15 protein-coding genes and 1 riboswitch are annotated in these 17,376 nt (G+C 69.4%); of the genes, 5 read left to right on the forward strand and 10 right to left on the reverse strand.

The genetic code is table 11. From position 1 onward, the window contains the following. Positions 1–5 precede the first annotated feature (5 nt). The 3 genes from derI to Q5Y72_RS03035 are packed head-to-tail and all read right to left on the reverse strand — an operon-like array spanning position 6 to position 2,017. On the reverse strand, positions 6–467 hold the full coding sequence (gene derI / locus Q5Y72_RS03025; protein ID WP_305961938.1) for a D-erythrulose-4-phosphate isomerase: 462 nt from the start codon (positions 465–467) through the stop codon (positions 6–8). A 12-nt stretch (positions 468–479) separates the two neighbouring features. After that, positions 480–1,232, reverse strand: a complete 753-nt coding sequence (locus Q5Y72_RS03030; protein WP_371930747.1) for a triose-phosphate isomerase — start codon at positions 1,230–1,232, stop codon at positions 480–482. 5 nt (positions 1,233–1,237) lie between these two features. Beyond that, positions 1,238–2,017: a DeoR/GlpR family DNA-binding transcription regulator gene (locus Q5Y72_RS03035; RefSeq protein ID WP_305961940.1), complete on the reverse strand. Its 780-nt coding sequence runs from the start codon at positions 2,015–2,017 to the stop codon at positions 1,238–1,240. Between the two features lie 144 nt (positions 2,018–2,161). Between Q5Y72_RS03035 and tkt the strand changes: the two genes are divergently transcribed. Continuing rightward, a complete protein-coding gene (gene tkt / locus Q5Y72_RS03040; protein WP_305961941.1) occupies positions 2,162–4,183 on the forward strand; it encodes a transketolase in 2,022 nt (673 codons plus the stop codon). A 45-nt stretch (positions 4,184–4,228) separates the two neighbouring features. Here the strand turns inward: tkt and Q5Y72_RS03045 are convergent, their stop codons facing one another. Beyond that, positions 4,229–5,134, reverse strand: coding sequence for an NAD(P)-dependent oxidoreductase (locus Q5Y72_RS03045; protein WP_305962081.1), 906 nt, complete (start codon positions 5,132–5,134; stop codon positions 4,229–4,231). Positions 5,135–5,282: 148 nt separating this feature from the next. Between Q5Y72_RS03045 and Q5Y72_RS03050 the strand changes: the two genes are divergently transcribed. The 3 genes from Q5Y72_RS03050 (at position 5,283) to Q5Y72_RS03060 (ending at position 9,821) form a co-directional block, all read left to right on the forward strand. Next, positions 5,283–7,709 (forward strand): penicillin acylase family protein, encoded by a 2,427-nt coding sequence (locus Q5Y72_RS03050; protein WP_305961942.1) that lies wholly within the window; start codon positions 5,283–5,285, stop codon positions 7,707–7,709. Between the two features lie 139 nt (positions 7,710–7,848). Beyond that, positions 7,849–9,183 carry a trigger factor gene (gene tig / locus Q5Y72_RS03055; RefSeq protein ID WP_305962082.1) on the forward strand — a complete coding sequence of 445 codons (1,335 nt, stop codon included), beginning with the start codon at positions 7,849–7,851 and terminating at the stop codon, positions 9,181–9,183. A gap of 215 nt (positions 9,184–9,398) precedes the next feature. After that, complete coding sequence (locus Q5Y72_RS03060; RefSeq protein WP_305961943.1) at positions 9,399–9,821, forward strand: DUF1489 family protein; 423 nt, start codon at positions 9,399–9,401, stop codon at positions 9,819–9,821. 4 nt (positions 9,822–9,825) lie between these two features. Here Q5Y72_RS03060 and Q5Y72_RS03065 read toward each other — a convergent pair whose 3' ends face one another. From Q5Y72_RS03065 to Q5Y72_RS03075, 3 genes are all read right to left on the reverse strand, one after another. After that, a complete protein-coding gene (locus tag Q5Y72_RS03065) occupies positions 9,826–10,980 on the reverse strand; it encodes an iron-containing alcohol dehydrogenase (protein WP_305961944.1) in 1,155 nt (384 codons plus the stop codon). 140 nt (positions 10,981–11,120) lie between these two features. Beyond that, positions 11,121–11,597: a 6,7-dimethyl-8-ribityllumazine synthase gene (locus Q5Y72_RS03070; protein WP_305961945.1), complete on the reverse strand. Its 477-nt coding sequence runs from the start codon at positions 11,595–11,597 to the stop codon at positions 11,121–11,123. A 76-nt stretch (positions 11,598–11,673) separates the two neighbouring features. Then, positions 11,674–11,803, reverse strand: a riboswitch (FMN riboswitch). A 94-nt stretch (positions 11,804–11,897) separates the two neighbouring features. Continuing rightward, the gene (locus Q5Y72_RS03075) at positions 11,898–13,376 is read right to left on the reverse strand and encodes a YfcC family protein (protein ID WP_305961946.1); all 1,479 of its coding nucleotides are present in this window, start codon (positions 13,374–13,376) and stop codon (positions 11,898–11,900) included. Between the two features lie 186 nt (positions 13,377–13,562). On the opposite strand from Q5Y72_RS03075, the gene Q5Y72_RS03080 reads away from it, so the two are divergent. Then, positions 13,563–14,225, forward strand: coding sequence for a GntR family transcriptional regulator (locus tag Q5Y72_RS03080; protein ID WP_305961947.1), 663 nt, complete (start codon positions 13,563–13,565; stop codon positions 14,223–14,225). On the opposite strand, the gene Q5Y72_RS03085 is transcribed toward Q5Y72_RS03080, so the two are convergent. The 3 genes from Q5Y72_RS03085 to Q5Y72_RS03095 are packed head-to-tail and all read right to left on the reverse strand — an operon-like array spanning position 14,216 to position 17,300. Beyond that, positions 14,216–15,250: an ABC transporter substrate-binding protein gene (locus Q5Y72_RS03085; RefSeq protein ID WP_305961948.1), complete on the reverse strand. Its 1,035-nt coding sequence runs from the start codon at positions 15,248–15,250 to the stop codon at positions 14,216–14,218. The two genes, Q5Y72_RS03080 and Q5Y72_RS03085, sit on opposite strands and share 10 nt — an antisense overlap. Continuing rightward, a complete protein-coding gene (locus tag Q5Y72_RS03090) occupies positions 15,247–16,638 on the reverse strand; it encodes a sensor histidine kinase (RefSeq protein ID WP_305961949.1) in 1,392 nt (463 codons plus the stop codon). The genes Q5Y72_RS03085 and Q5Y72_RS03090 overlap by 4 nt, the downstream gene beginning before the upstream one ends. Continuing rightward, positions 16,635–17,300, reverse strand: coding sequence for a response regulator transcription factor (locus Q5Y72_RS03095; protein WP_305961950.1), 666 nt, complete (start codon positions 17,298–17,300; stop codon positions 16,635–16,637). The genes Q5Y72_RS03090 and Q5Y72_RS03095 overlap by 4 nt, the downstream gene beginning before the upstream one ends. Between the last annotated feature and the right edge of the window lie 76 nt (positions 17,301–17,376).

Raw genomic sequence — 17,376 nt, forward strand, 5'->3', positions numbered from 1 at the left:
GGCGCTCAGGCCCGGTTGTATTTCGCATCGACCGCGTCGATGGCGTTCACATTGCCGGCCGACTTGCCCGCGGCGTCGAAATTCGCGGTCTCGGCAAGGAAGGCGTCGGCGATGGTCTTGGCCACCTCGGCGCCGATCACGCGGGCACCCATCGTGATGATCTGGGCGTTGTTCGACAGCGCCGCGCGCTCGGCCGAATAGGTGTCATGGGTCAGCGCGGCACGGATGCCCGGCACCTTGTTGGCCGCGATGCAGACCCCGATGCCCGTGCCGCAGACCAGGATGGCGCGGTCATAGGTGCCGTCCAGCACCTGCGAGGCCACCCGGTCGGACAGGTCGGCATAGAAGGCATCCGGCCCGGCATCGGTGCGGCTGATCTCGGACACCTCGTGGCGGCCCCTCAGATGATCGGCCAGCACCCTGGCCAGCCCCTCGCCCGCGCTGTCGCCCGCAATCGCCAGTTTCATGTCGTCACTCCTTCAGATTTTCGCGGCGCAGCGCGCCAGAATGTCCAGATATCCCTCGACCTTCCAGGCCGAGCGTCCGATGAACAGCCCGTCGATATGCGGACAGGCGATCAGTTCCTCGCAATTGCCCGGATTGACCGAGCCGCCGTAGAGGCAGGGCACCCGCCGGCCCAGCACGTCACCGGCCACCGCAATGATCTCGGCCTGCCTTGCATCGGCATAGTCCGACGTGGCGGGGATGCCGTTCTCGCCGATCGCCCAGACCGGCTCATAGGCCAGCAGGACCGGCGCGTCGCTGCCCGCCACCCGCGACAGGGCGCCGCGCACCTGCCTCGCCAGCACGTCGGCGGCGCGGCCCGATTCGCGTTCGGCCAGGGTCTCGCCGATGCAGATCAGCGGGATCAGCCCGTGGCGGATGGCGGCCTCGGTCTTCAGGCCCACGGTCTCGTCGGTTTCGCCAAAATGTTCGCGGCGCTCGCTGTGGCCCAGCTCCACGATGTCGAGATCGCAGTCCCGCAGCATCACCGGGCTGATCTCGCCGGTCCAGGCGCCCGCGTCCGCCCAGTGCATGTTCTGCGCGCCCACCTTGACCGAGGTCTGGGCCAGCATCGCCTTGACCTCGCGGCAGGCGGTGAAGGGCGGGATGACGAAGCGCTGGATGCGCGGGTCGCGCCCGGCATCGGCGGCGGCCAGCCCATCGGCGAAGGCGCGGGCCTCGGCCAGGGTCTTGTTCATTTTCCAGCTTGTGCCGATCCAGCAGGCCATGGCGATCATTCCTCGGGGCTTGGGGGGCGGGCGATGGTCAGCACGATGCCGGCCCGGTCGATGGCGGCGCGATCCTCGGGCGCGGGGGGCGCATCGGTGATGATCGCATCGAATTCGGTCAGTTCGGCCAGCAGGTGCAGGGCCGGACGGCCGAAGCGCTGATGGTTGACCAGCAGCACCCGCCGCTCGGCCGCGGCCATCATCGCGCGCTTGGCGCGCACCACGGGCTCGTCCATGTGAAAGGCCTGCAGCCCGGCCAGCGCGGGCGTCGAGATGAAGGCGACATCGGCGCGCAGCCGGGCCAGCGCCTGTTCGGTCACGATGCCGAAATAGCCGTTGAACTTGGGGCTGAAGACGCCGCCCAGGGCGATCAGGTTGACGCGCGGCGCATCCTTCAGATGGTCGAGGACGGCGGCGTTGTTGGTGATGACGGTCAGCGGCGCCTTGTCGGCCAGCCGCGCCCCCAGCAACGAGGCCATCGAGCCGTCATTGACCATCACCGTCATGCCTGATTCCACCAGGTCCAGCGCGGCATGGGCCATGCGCGACTTGGCGCTGCTGTCCTGCAACTCGCGGATGCGGAAATCGCTTTCGAACTGGGTGCCGGCCTCGATGGTGGCGCCACCACGGACCTTGCGCAGAAGCCCCGCCTGTTCCAGATCATCGAGGTCGCGGTGAATCGTCATCTTCGACACGGCGAAACGATCGGCCAGGTCGTCCAGATCGACGGCGCGGGCCTCGACGAGGATGTCCATGATCGCCTGTCTGCGTTCCTCGCGCTTCACGGCAGCCTCCCTCGCGTCGTCCGACTCGCCCTGATGCCGTTGTAACAGAGAAGCCCGCCAATGCAACATTAATTTTGTTACTTTGTGATTTTTGATTGTTATTTTTCACGCCCGCGCGTATCAAGCAGGAAAAGGAGGACCACCATGCCACTCGATTCGCCCAAAGATCCCGCCATCGCCGCCAAGGCCGCGCTGGACCCCGAAAACTTCGCGCTGGCCAATTGCGTGCGGGCGCTGGCCATCGACGCCGTGAACGCCGCCAATTCCGGCCATCCCGGTGCGCCGATGGGCATGGCGGATGCCGCGACGGTGCTGTTTCGCAACCACCTGAAATTCGACGCCGCCAACCCCGACTGGCCCGACCGCGACCGCTTCGTGCTGTCGAACGGCCATGCCTCGATGCTGCAATACGCGCTGCTGCACCTGACCGGCTATGCGGACATGACCATCGATCAGCTCAGGAACTTCCGCCAATGGGGCGCGATCACCGCGGGACATCCCGAATACGGACATGCCAAGGGGATCGAGCTGACCACCGGCCCGCTTGGCCAGGGTCTGGCGATGGCGGTGGGCATGGCGCTGGCCGAACGCGGGCTGGCCGCCGAATTCGGCAGCGATCTGGTGGATCACCATGTCTATGTGATGCTGGGCGACGGCTGCCTGCAGGAAGGCATCGGGCAAGAGGCGATCAGCCTTGCCGGGCATCTGGGCCTGGGCAAGCTGGTCGTGCTGTATGACGACAACTCCATCACCATCGACGGCCCCACCTCGGTCAGCTTCTCCGAGGATGTCCCGGCGCGGCTGGCGGCCTGCGGCTGGCATGTGCAGAGCTGCGACGGCCATGACGGCCGCGCGCTGGATGCGGCGATTGCGGCGGCCAAGGCCGAGACCGGCAAGCCGTCGCTGATCGCGATGAAGACAGTGATCGGCTTCGGCTCGCCCAACAAGGCCGGCAGCTATGCCGTCCACGGCTCGCCCCTTGGCGCAGACGAGGCTGCGCTGACCAAGGAGGCCCTTGGCTGGTCGGCGGCGCCGTTCGAGATCCCGGCGGAACTGGCCCGGGAATGGCGCCAGATCGGCGCCCGCGGCGCCGCGGCGCGCGAGGCCTGGGAAGCCCGGCTGGCGGCCTCGGCTGACCGCGCGGAATTCACCCGCCGCCTGTCGGGCGACCTGCCTGCCGGCTATGACGCGGCGGTGACCGCGGCGCGCGAGGCGCTGTTCGCCGCGCCGAAGAAGGCCGCGACCCGCAAGGCCAGCCAGATGGCGCTGGAGCCGCTGACCGAGGCCCTGCCCGAGATGATCGGCGGATCGGCCGATCTCACCGGCTCGAACCTGACGCGCGTCAAGGCGGTGGACAGCCAGTACACCCGCGAGGCGCCGGGCCGCTATATCGGCTATGGGGTGCGCGAATTCGGCATGGCGGCGGCGATGAACGGCATCGCGCTGCATGGCGGCTTCATCCCCTATGGCGGCACCTTCCTGGTGTTCTCGGACTATGCGCGCAACGCGATCCGGCTGTCGGCGCTGATGGGGATCGGCACGATCTATGTGATGACCCATGACAGCATCGGGCTGGGCGAGGACGGCCCCACCCACCAGCCGATCGAGCATCTGGCCAGCCTGCGCGCCATCCCGGGCCTGACCGTGCTGCGTCCCGCCGACACGGTCGAGACGCTGGAGGCCTGGGACATCGCGGTTCGCAACCGCAAGGTGCCCTCGCTGCTTGCCTTGTCGCGCCAGGACGTGCCGCAGTTGCGGCTGGAGGCGGGCGACGAGAACCTGACCGCCAGGGGCGCCTATGTGATCCGCCAGTTCGGCGAGGGCCGCGACGTGACCCTGATCGCGACCGGCACCGAGGTCGCCATCGCCGTGCAGGCCGCCGAGACGCTGCATGCCGAGGGGATGACCGTCGCCGTCGTCTCGATGCCCTCGTGGGAACTGTTCGACGCCCAGCCCGAGGATTATCGCCGCGCCACCCTGGGCGACGCGCCCCGCATCGCCATCGAGGCGGCGGGCAAGTTCGGCTGGACCCGCTATGTCGCCAGCGAGGATGACGTGATCGGCATGACCGGCTTTGGCGCTTCGGCGCCCATCGACCGGCTGTATCGCGAATTCGGCATCACCGCCGACGCCGTCATCGCCCGCGCGAAGGCGCTGGCGGGCTGACGTTAACGGGCGCGCCGCGCGGACGCCGCGGCGCGCCCCCTGCCCCTAGCGGGTCAGCCGCGCGATCAGCGACGAGGTGTCCCAGCGCCCGCCGCCCATGCCCTGCACCTCCTTGTAGAACTGGTCCACCAGCGCGGTGACGGGCAGCGAGGCGCCCACCTCGTCCGCGGCCGACAGGCAGATCGCGAGGTCCTTGCGCATCCAGTCGACCGCGAAGCCGTGATCGAACTCGCCGGCCGCCATGGTCTTGTGGCGATTGGCCATCTGCCAGCTTCCGGCGGCGCCCTGGCTGATCACCTCGACCACGGCGGCGCTGTCCAGACCGGCCTTCTGCGCGAAGGCCAGCGCCTCGGCCAGACCCTGCACCAGCCCGGCGATGGCAATCTGGTTGCACATCTTGGTCATCTGACCGGCGCCGGCCTCGCCCATCCGGCGGCAGATCCGGGCATAGGCGTCGATGATCGGCGCGGCGCGGTCGTAATCGTCTGCATCACCGCCGCACATCACCGACAGCTGGCCGTTCTCGGCCCCCGCCTGCCCGCCCGAGACCGGCGCATCGACATAGCCCAGCCCGGCCCCGCGGGCCGCCTCGGCCAGTTCGCGCGTCACCGCCGCCGAGACGGTGGTGTGATCGACGAAGACTGCCCCCTTCTGCATGCCCGCGAAAGCACCGTCATCGCCAAGGCAGACCTGCCGCAGGTCGTCGTCATTGCCCACGCATGCCATCACGAATTCCGCGTCCGCCGCCGCCTCGCGCGGGGTTTCGGCGCGATCGCCGCCATGCCGGGCCACCCATGCCTCGGCCTTGGCCGGGCTGCGGTTGTAGACGGTTACCGCGTGACCCGCCGCGCGCAGATGCCCCGCCATCGGCGCACCCATCACCCCAAGGCCCAGAAAAGCCAGTTTCGCCATGCGTGAATTCCTTCCTGTTGCCGCATCCCGACACCTGATCGGGGTTGTTCCGTGCCGCGCCCCGCTCTCGTTGTAATGGCAGCGCGGCTGTCTTATGCAGCACCCCACCACCCAAGCGCGGCCCGGTCAAGTTCCGGCCGCCATCCTGCCAAGGCACAGCGGAACTGCCCATGGACAAGCTGCCGGAATGCTGACCCTTTTTCGCTGGCTGCTGCGGCTGACCATCGCGCTGATCGTGCTTGTCGTGCTGGCCGCGGTGCTGGTCTGGTATTTTGCCGTCCGCTCGCTGCCCGACTATGGCGCCAGCTACCGGATGCAGGGGCTGTCGGCCCCGGTCGAGATCGTGCGGTCGACCGAGAACGTCCCGCACATCTTCGGACAAAGCGACACCGACATGTTCTTCGCCCTCGGCGTCGCCCATGCGCAGGACCGGCTGTTCCAGATGATCCTGCTGCGTCGCGCCGCGCAGGGCCGGCTGGCCGAGGTCGAGGGCAGCCGCGCCTTTGCCTCGGATGCGCTGGCCCGGCGGCTTGAACTCTATCGCAGCGCGGCGGCCTCGGTGGATGCGCAGGATCAGGATACCCGCGCCGCGCTGGAGGCCTATGCGGCGGGGGTGAACCAGTGGATCGCCGAGGTCAACGAGAACGCGCTTGGCCGGGGGGCGCCGGAATTCTTCCTCTATCCGCAGCAGATCGCCTTCTGGCAACCCGCCGATTCGCTGGCCATCCTGAAGCTGGTCGCCGCGGCCTCGTCGAACGCCGCAGCCACCGAGGTGCTGCGGGCGCGGCTGTCGCTGGCCTCGCCGCAGAACGGGCCGGCGATCCTTGCCGGCGACGGCGCCCCCGCCGGCCTGCCCGTCTATGCCTCGATGTTCGGCGATGTGCGCTTCCTGCAGACCGAGCCCGAGCGCGAGCAGGCCGGCGTCGCGGGGCTGTCGGGCTTCTTGCCCACGGGGTCCGGGCTGGGCGGGAACGGCTTCGCGGCCGCGCCCGACCGCACCGCGGCGGGCGGCGCGCTGCTGGCCAGCGATCCGCACGGGCCGCTGACCGCGCCGTCGCTGTATTATCTGGCACGGCTGCAACTGTCATCGGGCGGCGTGATCGGCGCCACGATCCCGGGGATTCCGGCGATCCTGTCGGGGCGCAACCCGCATCTCGCCTGGGGGCTGACCCCGGCGCCGGTGGACGATGCCGACATCGCCATCGAGGAGGTGCAGCCCGGCGATAGCGACCGCTATCGCGGCGTGGATGGCTGGACCGCGTTCACCACCCGGCGCGAGGTGATCCGCATCCGCGACGGTGTCGACCAGCCGATCCTGCTGCGCAGCACGGCCAACGGGCCGCTGGTGCCGGGGCTGGTGCCGGGGCTTGCCGATGTCGTCCCGCAGGGGCATGTTGCCGCGCTGCGCTGGACCGGGCTGTCGCCGCGCGACAGCACCATGTCGGCGCTGATCGCCCTGATGCGCGCGCCCGACACCGACAGCGCGGCCTCGGCCCTGTCGCGCGCGGTGGCCCCGCCGCTGGCCGCCATGCTGGCCGATGGCGACGGCGTGCGGATGCTGGTCGCGGGTCGCCAGCCGCGCCGCGCCGCGGAACATCCGTCCGGTGGCGCGATGCCCGCGCCGGGCTGGCTGGCCTCGGCGGCCTGGTCCGAGGCCGATCCGGCACCCGCCGACGCGGCCGCCACAGAACCCTCGACCGGCATCCTGATCGCCACCGAAGAGCCCGGGGCCGCCGCGCTGCGCCGCGACCGGCTGACCCGGCTTCTGCAGGATCGCGAGGTCCATTCGCGCGACAGCTTTGTCGCCGCGCAGCTGGACGTCGTCAGCCCGGCCGCCCGCGCCCTGCTGCCACTGGTCGGTGCGAACCTGTGGTTCGCGGGCGAGCCCGCCGCCGCCGGCACCGTCGAGCGCCAGCGTCAGGATGCGCTGGCCCTGCTGGCCGAATGGGACGGCGCGATGAGCGAGCACCTGCCCGAGCCGCTGATCTATGCCGCCTGGATGCGCGCCCTGCAGGACCGGCTGATCCGCGACGAGCTGGGCCCGCTGGCCGACGACATCGCCACGCTGCGCCCCGCCTTCATCGCGGCGGTGTTCCGCAATCGCGACGGCGCCGCGGGCTGGTGCGACATCGTGCAGAGCGCGCCGGTCGAGGACTGCACGACCATCGCCCGGCAGGCGCTGGACCGGGCCATCCTGGATCTGGCCGAGCGCTTCGGCCCGCAGGTGACAAGCTGGCGGTGGGGCGATGTCCACCTGGCGCGGCACCGGCATCCGGGGCTGGGCGACCTGCCGGCGCTGGACTGGATCGTCAACCTGACGCAGTCGATCTCGGGCGGGCAGTTCACCGTGGCGCAAAGCGGCCTGACCGGCCTCCCGCAGGATCCCTTCGCGGCGTCCAGCGGCGCGGGCTATCGCGGCGTCTACGACCTTGCCGACCCCGACAGTTCGGTGTTCATCACCGCGACCGGGCAATCGGGCCATCCGCTCTCGCGCCATTACGACGACTTCGCCGGGCTGTGGCGTCGCGGCGAATATATCGGCATGTCGCTGGATCCCGACCTCGCCCGCGCCGCGGCGCTGGGCGTGACGCGGCTGATCCCCGAGGCCGACTGACGCCGCCGGGCGGCGCTGCGTGGCCATGCTTGCGGGGTCCGGCCCGCTATCTGCTTGCAGAGTGCAGCCCCCGCGACTAGAACGGCGGAAATTTTCAGGCCGCCGCGGCCCGGCGGCCCTTCTTGCCATGAGGACGATGATGCAGGTCAAGGAAACCCAGAACGAAGGTCTGAAGCGGGGATATCAGTTCACCCTGCCCGCAGCCGAACTGGCCGCGACGGTCGACGCCAAGCTGAAAGAGGCGCAGCCCGAGATCGAGATGAAGGGCTTCCGCAAGGGCAAGGTCCCGATGGCGATGCTGAAGAAGCAGTTCGGCCCGCGGATCCTGGGCGAGGCCATGCAGGACGCCATCGACGGCGCGCTGCGCCAGCATCTGCAGGACAGCGGCGACCGCCCGGCCACCCAGCCCAAGGTCGAGATGGAAAACGGCGATGGCTGGAAGGAAGGCGACGATGTCGTCGTGAATGTCAGCTACGAGGCGCTGCCGGCCATCCCCGAGGTCGATCTGGGCGGCCTGAAGCTGGAAAAGCTGACCGTGCCGGCCGAGGAGTCCGCGATCACCGAGGCGCTGGAGAACCTGGCCAAATCGGCGCAGAACTTCGAGGACCGCCGCAAGGGCAGCAAGGCCAAGGACGGCGATCAGGTGGTGATCGATTTCAAGGGCTTCGTGGATGGCGAAGCCTTCGAGGGCGGCGCGGCCGAGGATTACCCGCTGGTACTGGGCTCGAACAGCTTCATCCCGGGCTTCGAGGCGCAGCTGGTCGGCGCCAAGGTCGAGGACGAGGTGAAGGTCGAGGTCACGTTCCCCGAGGAATACGGCGCCCCGCATCTGGCCGGCAAGGATGCGGTCTTCGACTGCACCGTCAAGGCCGTCAAGGCCCCGAAACCCGCCGAGATCGATGACGAGCTGGCCAAGAAGTTCGGCGCCGAAGACCTCGACGCGCTGAAGACGCAGATCGCCGAGCGGCTGGAGCGCGAATACGCCGGTGCCGCCCGCGCGATCCTGAAACGCTCGCTTCTGGACCAGCTGGACGAGCGGGTGAAGTTCGACCTTCCGCAGTCCCTGGTCGAGGCCGAGGCCGCGCAGATCGCGCATCAGCTGTGGCACGAGGACAATCCCGAGGTTCACGACCACGACCACGGCAGCATCGAGCCGACCGACGAGCACAAGAAGCTGGCCGAGCGGCGCGTGCGCCTGGGCCTGCTGCTGGCCGAGATCGGCCAGAAGGCCGAGGTGACCGTCAGCGACCAGGAGATGACGCAGGCCGTGCTTCAGGCCGCGCGCCAGTATCCGGGCCAGGAACGCGCCTTCTTCGAGTTCATCCAGCAGAACCAGGCCGCCCAGCAGCAATTGCGCGCACCGCTGTTCGAGGACAAGGTGGTCGATCACATTGCGGGGCAGGCCGAGGTGAGCGAGAAGAAGGTCAGCAAGGAAGAGCTGGAAAAGGCCGTCGAGGCGCTGGACGAGCTGTAGGCTCGTCGTCCTCCCCATGGTGATTCGCAAGGCCGCGGCGCTCCGTCGCGGCCTTCGCCTGTTGCACCAGCCTTGTCCCGGCGCGCGGCGGGGCGGGCTGCGCCTCCGGCGGGGATATTTCTGCACAGAAGATGGGGCGGTCGCCCGCGATCTGCCGGTCGCGGCGCAGGCAGGGTGACTTGCGGCGGCGCGGGACCGCGCCTATGGTGCCCGCCATGCCCGCAGACCTGAACCTGATGAAGCTTTGCGTCGGCGCCGAGGGGCCCGAGGATCTGGCACTGTGGCAGCAGCAGCGCTTTGGTGCGGGCCCCGCGATGCATGTCACGCGGATGTGGCCCAAGCGAGACGAGGCGCTGCTGGACGGCGGCTCGATCTACTGGGTGTTCAAGGGGGTGATGCTGGCGCGGCAGCGCCTTTTGCGCCTTGACGAGCGGATCGGCGAGGATGGCATCCGGCGCTGTGCGCTGGTGCTGGACCGCGACCTGGTGCGGGTCGCTGCGGTGCCGCGCCGGCCGTTCCAGGGCTGGCGCTATCTGAAGGGCGACGAGGCGCCGGCCGACCTGCCGCGCGCCCGGCTGTCCGAGGATCCGCTGCCCCCCGCCGTCGCCGCGGCCCTGGCGGATATGGGGCTGGTCTGAGGGATCAGCGGGCGGCCTGAAGCGTCGCGCGCAGGTCTGCGGCCGTCAGGTCGGCGGGATTGGCCTTCATCGAGGACGAGGACAAGGCGGCGTCGGCGGCCGCGTCCTCTGCCCGGTCGTCGATGCCAAGCGCGGCGAGGCCGGGAAGGCCCGCCTTGCGGGACCAGTCCGCAAGCAGCACCGCTGCCTCCTCGACCGTGGCGGCGGGCCGGTCAAACGCCGCACCGATCCAGCCCGCGACCCGATCCAGCCGGGTGGCCAGCCGCGCATCGGCGACCGCGCGGCGGTTGGTCGCCAGCACATGCGGCAGCAATGCGCCGCAGATCGCGCCATGGGCGGCGCCGGTGAGCCCGCCGAGCGGGCCGGCCAGCCCATGCACCGCGCCCAGCCCCGCATTCGCCAGCGCCAGCCCGCCGCAGAGACTGACCCAGGCCATCTCGTCGCGGGCGGCGGGATCCTCGTCCTTCATCAGCCGCCGGAGCGCGGCGAGGCCGCGCGGGATCGCGTCGCGGCACAAGGCGTCGGTGAGCGGGCTGGCGCGGGTCGAGACATAGGGCTCGATCACCTGCGTGATCGCGTCAAGGCCGGAGGCCAGCGTCACCACGCGCGGGCAGCCATCCGTCAGCGCCGGATCGACGATGGCCAGACGCGGCAGCATCCGCGGATCGCGCAGGCTGACCTTTCGGCGATGTTCGGGCACCCCGATCACCGCGTTGCGCGTCACCTCGGCGCCGGTGCCTGCGGTGGTGGGCAGGGCGATGAAGGGCAGCGGCGGGTGATCCAGCGGCAGCCCCTGCCCCACCACCTCGAGATGGTTCAGCATCGGCCGCGTCGCCGGAAGCAGCGCGGCGATGGCCTTGCCGGCGTCGATCACCGCGCCGCCGCCGATCGCCACGACGACCGCCACCTGCGCGCCGCGCGCGTGGTCCAGCCCGGCCTCGATCATCGCCATCTCGGGTTCGGCGGCGACGGTCAGGGAGGTCACCTCGCAGCCGTCGCGGACCATCGCCTGTCGCAGGACCGCGCTGCGGGCCGGATCGCGGCCATGCACCAGAAGGACACGACGGCCCAGCGCGGCGATCCGCTCGGCGGCTTGATCGGCCTGGCCGCGCCCGAACAGGATCTCGGTCGCGGTGGCAAAGGAGAAGGCGGTCGGCATGACGGGCTCCGGCAGCGGCGGTTCTGGGGGGGGCGAATCCGGGTGCGGCGATTACGAGGTTCTATACGGGCGGGCTATTCGGGCGGCAAACCGGCGGGCGGCAGGCGATCGGGCAGCCCCGGAGGGGGCCGCCCGGAAGGTCAGGCGACCGCGGCGCGATCCGCCGCCGCAAGGGTGCGGTCCAGATCGAGGATCTGGTGGACGGCACGGGCGGCCTCGGCGCCCTTTGTCAGGAAATGATCCCGGAAGAAATCGATCAGCAGCGGCGTTTCCTGGAAGTTGTGCGGGGTCAGCGCGACCGAGAAGCAGGGGACGCCGGTGTCGAGACCCACGGTCATCAGCCCGTTGACCACGGCCGCGGCCACGAAATCATGGCGATAGATCCCGCCATCGACCACAAGGGCGGCGGCGACGACCGCGTCGTGACGGCCCGACTGCGCCAGCTTCCGGGCCAGCAGCGGCATCTCGAACGCGCCGGGGACGTCGAAGGCATCGGTCCGGGCGCCGGGCATCAGGCGGGCGATCTCGGCCAGAAAGCCCTCATGCGCGCGGTCGACGATGTCGGCATGCCAGCGCGCCTTGATGAAGGCGATGCGGGGGGTGGTGGTATCGGTCATCTTTGCGGAACCTTCCGTTTTCACAGCGTAAGGTCCCAGAGCACGAGCCTTGACCGCACCGGGGAAGGGGCGCGGCCTCGGTCCTCTTTCATCCGGACTATACCGTCGGCCCCGGAGTTCCACCGGATCTGCTGACCCTTCCCGAAGGAAGGCGCTCGCGGGCTGTCACCGCCGGTGGGGAATTTCACCCCGCCCTGAGAACGGGATGCCGATAGCACGCCGTCACGCCCGCGCCAAGATGATTGAGGCGGCGGGTCGCCCCGCCGCCCCGCCCCGACTGACCCCGAACGGGAGGTCCGGTCAGCCGATCCAGTCCACCATCTGCGCGTAGACGAGGAAGGCCGAGGCGATGGCGATCCAGATCCCGAACAGCGGCAGGAAGAAGCGCACCCAGCGATCCCAGCTGACCCCGGCCAGCGCCAGCGTTGCCATGAAATAGCCCGAGGTGGGGTAGAGGATGTTCGACAGCCCGTCGCCCAGCTGATAGGCCAGCACCGCGCTTTGGCGGGTGACGCCGATCAGGTCGGACAGCGGTGCCATGATCGGCATGGTCACAAGCGCCTGACCGCTGCCCGAGGGCACGACGAAGTTGAAGCCCAGCTGTGCCGCAAACATCCCCAGCGCCGAGAAGGTCGCGGGCAGCCCGCCCACCAGCCCGCCAAGGCCGTTGACCAGCGTGTCCATCACCTGCCCCTGTTCCAGCATGACGGCGACCGCGCGGGCCAGCCCCACGATGATCGCGCCGACCAGGACGTCCTGGAACCCCTCGTTGAAGGCCTCGCAGATGCGGGTGGCGCTGAGCCCGGCGATCAGCCCGACACTGATGCCCATGATGACGAACAGGCCCGCCATTTCGGTCATGAACCAGCCGCGGCTGAGCACGCCCCAGACCATCACGGCGAAGAAGCCGACCGTCGCGATGCCGCCCCATTTCTGCCGCGGAGTGAAGGTCAGCGCCGGCGTGTCCAGGTCGTGGACATAGACGCGGCGCTTTTCCTGTTCGGCGGCGTTTCCGGCCATCAGGCTGGCGGCGGGGTTGGCACGCACCTTCAGCGCATAGCGCATCAGATAGGCGATGCCAGCGCCGATCAGGCAGACGAACAGCAAGGCCCGCAGCCCGAAGCCGGAATACAGCGGCAGTTCGGCAATGGTCTGGCCCAGCCCGGTATTGATCGGATTCAGCACGCCCGCCGTGAACCCCGCCGTGGTGGCCAGCAGCGCGGTGGCGACCGCCACCACCGAATCAAAGCGCAGCGCGATCATCAGCGGCAGGATCACCGGCACATAGACCAGTGCCAGTTCCTGCGTGCCGATCAGCGTGGCGATGACCGCGAAGGTGATCATCAGGACCGGGATCATCAGCACGCTGCGCCCGGCAAAGCGGCGGGTCAGCTTGTCCACCGCCACGTCGATGATGCCGGTGCGGCGGATGACCATGAACATGCCGCCGATGATGAGGGTGAAGAACACCACCTGGGACGCGTCCATCAGCCCGCGCGGCACCGCCATCATGAACTGTTCCAACCCGACCGGCGTCGGATCGACATGGCGGAAGGTGGCAGGATCGACCGCCGCGCGCCCGTTGTGCAGCGTGATCCGGTCGTAAAGGCCCGCCGGTATGACATGGGTCAGGGCCGCGGCGATCGCGGTGAAGATGAACAGGATGACGTAGATATGCGGCATGCGGAAACCGCCGCCGCCATCGCTGTCGATGGCGCTGCGGGCCTCTGGATCGTCGGGGCTTGCGCCGGTGCTGCGGTGCTGTGCGGTGTCGGACATGGATGGTCTCCCGGTCGGGGCGCCGGCGGCGCTGGTTGAAGCGGAGGGTCGCGCCTTTCGAGGCATCTTATCTGATCTCTCTTGTAAAATGTTACCTGATGCGCCAGATTGCCACTATGCGAAAATCGGAAAGGGTTTCCCTTCGATTTATTGAAAGTCCATCAACGGCGGGGACGGGAAAGCGACGTGAAACAGTCACATGATCTTCAGTCGGATCAGGCCTTTGCGGCACTTCTGGCGGCGCTGAAGGATGGCCGGCTGCGCAGCAGCGAATTCCAGGCGATGCCGTCGCTGGCGGCGGTTCTGGGCTTTCCCCTTGCCGCAACGCGCGAGGCGGTCAAGCGCGCCGAGGAACAGGCTCTGGTGGTGATTCTGCCCAAGCGCGGCGTGATGATCATGGAGGCGGGGCAGGACATCACCCGCGCCTGCATGGACATGCGCGCCGCGCTTGAGAAAGAGGGCGTGCGCCGCCTGCTGGCCTCGGGGCGGCCCGATCTTGGCCGGTTGCGCGATGCCCATGAAAGCCTGCTGGACGAGGCCCGGACCGATCCCGGCGCCGACCTGTCACGCCGGGCGCTGGCGACCGACCTGACGCTGCACGACTTCATGGCCGGCGGGCTTGACAACCCCTTCCTGAGACGCGCCTACGAGGCCAATCGGAACCGCATCACCATCATCCAGAATGTGCGCACCTTCCTGCCCGACCGCGTGGTGCCCGCCATGCAGGAGCATCTGCAGATCATCGAGGCGATCGACAGCGGCGATCCGGTCCGCGCCGCCGAAGAGATCGAGCGCCACCTGCGCCAGACGCTGCGCTGGTGGGGCGTGGCGCCGGATGCTCAGGGCTGAATCATCGCCGCGCTCCATTCGCTCAGCAGCCCGGCACGGCGCAGACGGTCGTCATAGACCAGCAGCCCGGCATCGAGGCGGATCGGACGCAGATGCGGCGAGGGCGCCGCGCCGGTGCCGGGGATCAGCGCAACCCCCGCATTCTCGGCGATCCGGGCCTGACTGGACGGGGCCAGCAGCCAGGACAGCAGATCGGTGGCGTCCGACGGGTTCGGCGCATTGGCCGGCACCAGCGCCGAGCGGACGATCGCCAGCGTATAGTCCTCCAGCACGAGGCGCACCAGGTCGGGATCGTCGGGCGCGTAGCGCGAGGCATAGCTGGCCACGACGTTGTAGGCGATCGTGACCCGGCCGGCGCGCAATTCGTCGATCATCTCGCCCGAACAGCAGAACAGCCGGGCGTTCAGCCGGCCCATCACCTCGGCCAGCCGCCAGAATCCCTCGGATTGCTGGCTGTCCTGCGAGATCAGGAAATAGCCGACGCCCGAACTGCGCGGATCATAGCTGGCGACGCGGCCGTCGAAGCGTTCGGGGTTCTCGCGCAGCATGGCGATCAGGTCGCGCCGGGTGCGCGGCACCGGCAGGTCGCCCAGGCCCTGCCGCGAGGCCAGCGTCACCACCGGTTCCAGCGCGACCCCGAACAGCTGGTCCCGCCAGCGGGCCCAGTCGGGCAGCCCGCCAAGCTGCGGCGAGACCGAGGCCGCAAGCCCGTCATTGGCCAGTTTCATCTGCAGGTCCATCGCCGAGGACATGACCAGATCGAAGGGAACCGCCTCGTCACGGATCGCGCGGAACACCTCGACGCTGGACGCCTGGACATAGCGAAGGCGCAGGCCGGGACGCGCCGCGACAAAGCCCTCGAGCACGCTGTCGATGGCCTCGAGATCGGTAGTCGAGATGACGCTGACCTCGCGCCCCTCCTCGGGGCCGAAGGACCGCTCGACCTCGATCTCGTAGGCGCTGGCGGCCGTCGCCAGCCACAGCAGCATGGCGGCACCGCGCAGAAAGCCCCGCAGCGGCGTCATGGCAGCGCGAGGGACAGCGTCGCGCATGCGCCCTTCTCCGGTCCGGGGCGCAGGTCGAAGCTGCCGCCATGGGCGGCGGCGACCTCGCGCACGATGGTCAGCCCGAGGCCGGATCCGACGACATCGCCGACATTGCTGCCGCGCCGGAACCGCCCGGTCAGGTCGCTGTCGCCCTTTGCAAGCCCGCGCCCCGCATCCTGCACCGACAGGTGCGCCATGCCGTCCGCCTGGTAAAGCCGCAGGGTGATCCGCCCCTCGGAGGCCGAATATTTCAGCGCATTGTCGAGGATGTTGCGCAGCGCGACCTCGATCATCCGCTCGTCGCCATGCAGCGGACATGGCCTGTCGAGGCCCTGCGCGGCGATCTCGATGTCACGCATCTCGGCCAGCGGCGCGACCGCGCGCAGCACCGAGGCGGTCAGCGCGGCCAGATCGAAGGGCGCGGCGGCGAACTGGTCGCTGCGATACAGCACCATCGCATGGTCGAGGATCTGGTTGGCCGAGCGGCTGCTTTCGCCGATGGCGCGCACCATGCGCCGCAGGCGCTGCCGGGTCGCCTCGTCCGACGTTTCGGCCAGCGCCATCTCGGCCTCGTTGCGCACCAGCGACAGCGGCGTGCGGATGCGGTGCGCGGCCTCGAAGATGAAGGTCTCGGCCAGTTGCAGCGCGCCCCGCAGGCGCGCGATGAAGCCGTTCAGCGCGCCCACAAGCGGCACCAGCTCGCGCGGCGTGGGATCGCGCACCGGGCGCAGGTCCTGCGGGCCGCGCCGTGTCACCGCCGCCGCCAGACGATCCACCGGCCGGATCACCGCCCGCGCCGCGAACAGCGCAACCGGCACCGCCAGCAGCAGGAACCCCAACCCGATCCAGACCGCGCTGCGGGCCGTGTCGCGGGCGATGGCGGCCTGGCCATAGCGGGTCTGGCCCAGCACCACGACGATCTCGGCCATGCGGTTGTCCAGAAGCACGCGCCGGGTGATCGCCGCCAGCCGCAGACGGCTGGCCCGGTAATCCGCGCTCCAGAACACTGGCGACAGGTCGCCCGGAACCTCGGGCGGCGGCGGCAGGCCCTCGTATCCGGTCACCAGCCGCGATCCGATCGCGAGGCTGTAGAAGATCCGTTCCTGCCCCATCGCGCCCAGCATCGAGAAGGTCGCGTGGGGCAGGTCAAGCTCCAGCCCGTCATCGACGGCGCGGATGCCGTCGCCCACCGAGATGACGGCCGCGCCCAGGACCGCGTCCTGGCTGGCCCGCGAGGCACGCTCGGCCGCGAAGCGCACGGTGAAGAACAGCGCCACCACCAGCAGCAGCGACAGCACCAGGAACTGCCACACCAGCCGCCGCCGCAGCGAGATGCCGGCCGGCAACGCGGCGCCGGCCGGCGTCATTCGGGAATCAGCCGATAGCCCACGCCGCGCAGCGTCTCGAGGCGCGCGCCCGAACCGTCAAGCTTGCGCCGCAGCCTGCCGACATAGACCTCGATCGCGTTGTCGCTGACCTCCTCGTCGAACGAGAACAGCCGGTCGATCAGATGCGGCTTCGAGAAGGTCTGCCCCGGCCGCGACAGCAGGATTTCCAGCAGCCGCAACTCGCGGGCGCGCAGTTCGCGCAGCTCGTCGCCCACCGTGATGGTGGCCGACAGCGCGTCGAAGATGAAGCCCGCGTAATGGCGCCGGCTGTCCGCCGCGCCCGCATGGCGGCGCAGGACGGCGCGGCAGCGGGCCTGCAGCTCGGCGAAATCGAAGGGCTTGGTGATGTAGTCGTCGGCACCCTGATCCAGCGTGCTGACCCGGTCCCCGACCGAGGCGCTGGCCGTCATCATGATCACCGGCGTCTCGCGCCGCGCCCCGCGTTCGCGCGCCAGGAAGTCGCGGCCGTCACCATCCGGCATGGAAATATCTAGCAGGATCAGGTCGTAAGGCGCGGATTCCAGAAACTCTCTGGCTTCTGCAAGGGTCGCTGCGCGATCCACGCCATGCCCGTCCATCGCCAGCCGCGAGGCCACCGAGGCGGCCAGGTCGTCACTGTCCTCGACCAACAGGAAACGCATTCGCCCAACTTTTCGGCAATTCGTGACAGGTTGGTGTCAGCTTTCCATCAAATCTTCTACGCTGCAAGTCCGCGCC

It is taken from the genome of Paracoccus spongiarum, from assembly GCF_030732095.1.
GTDB classification, from domain to species: Bacteria; Pseudomonadota; Alphaproteobacteria; order Rhodobacterales; family Rhodobacteraceae; genus Paracoccus; species Paracoccus spongiarum.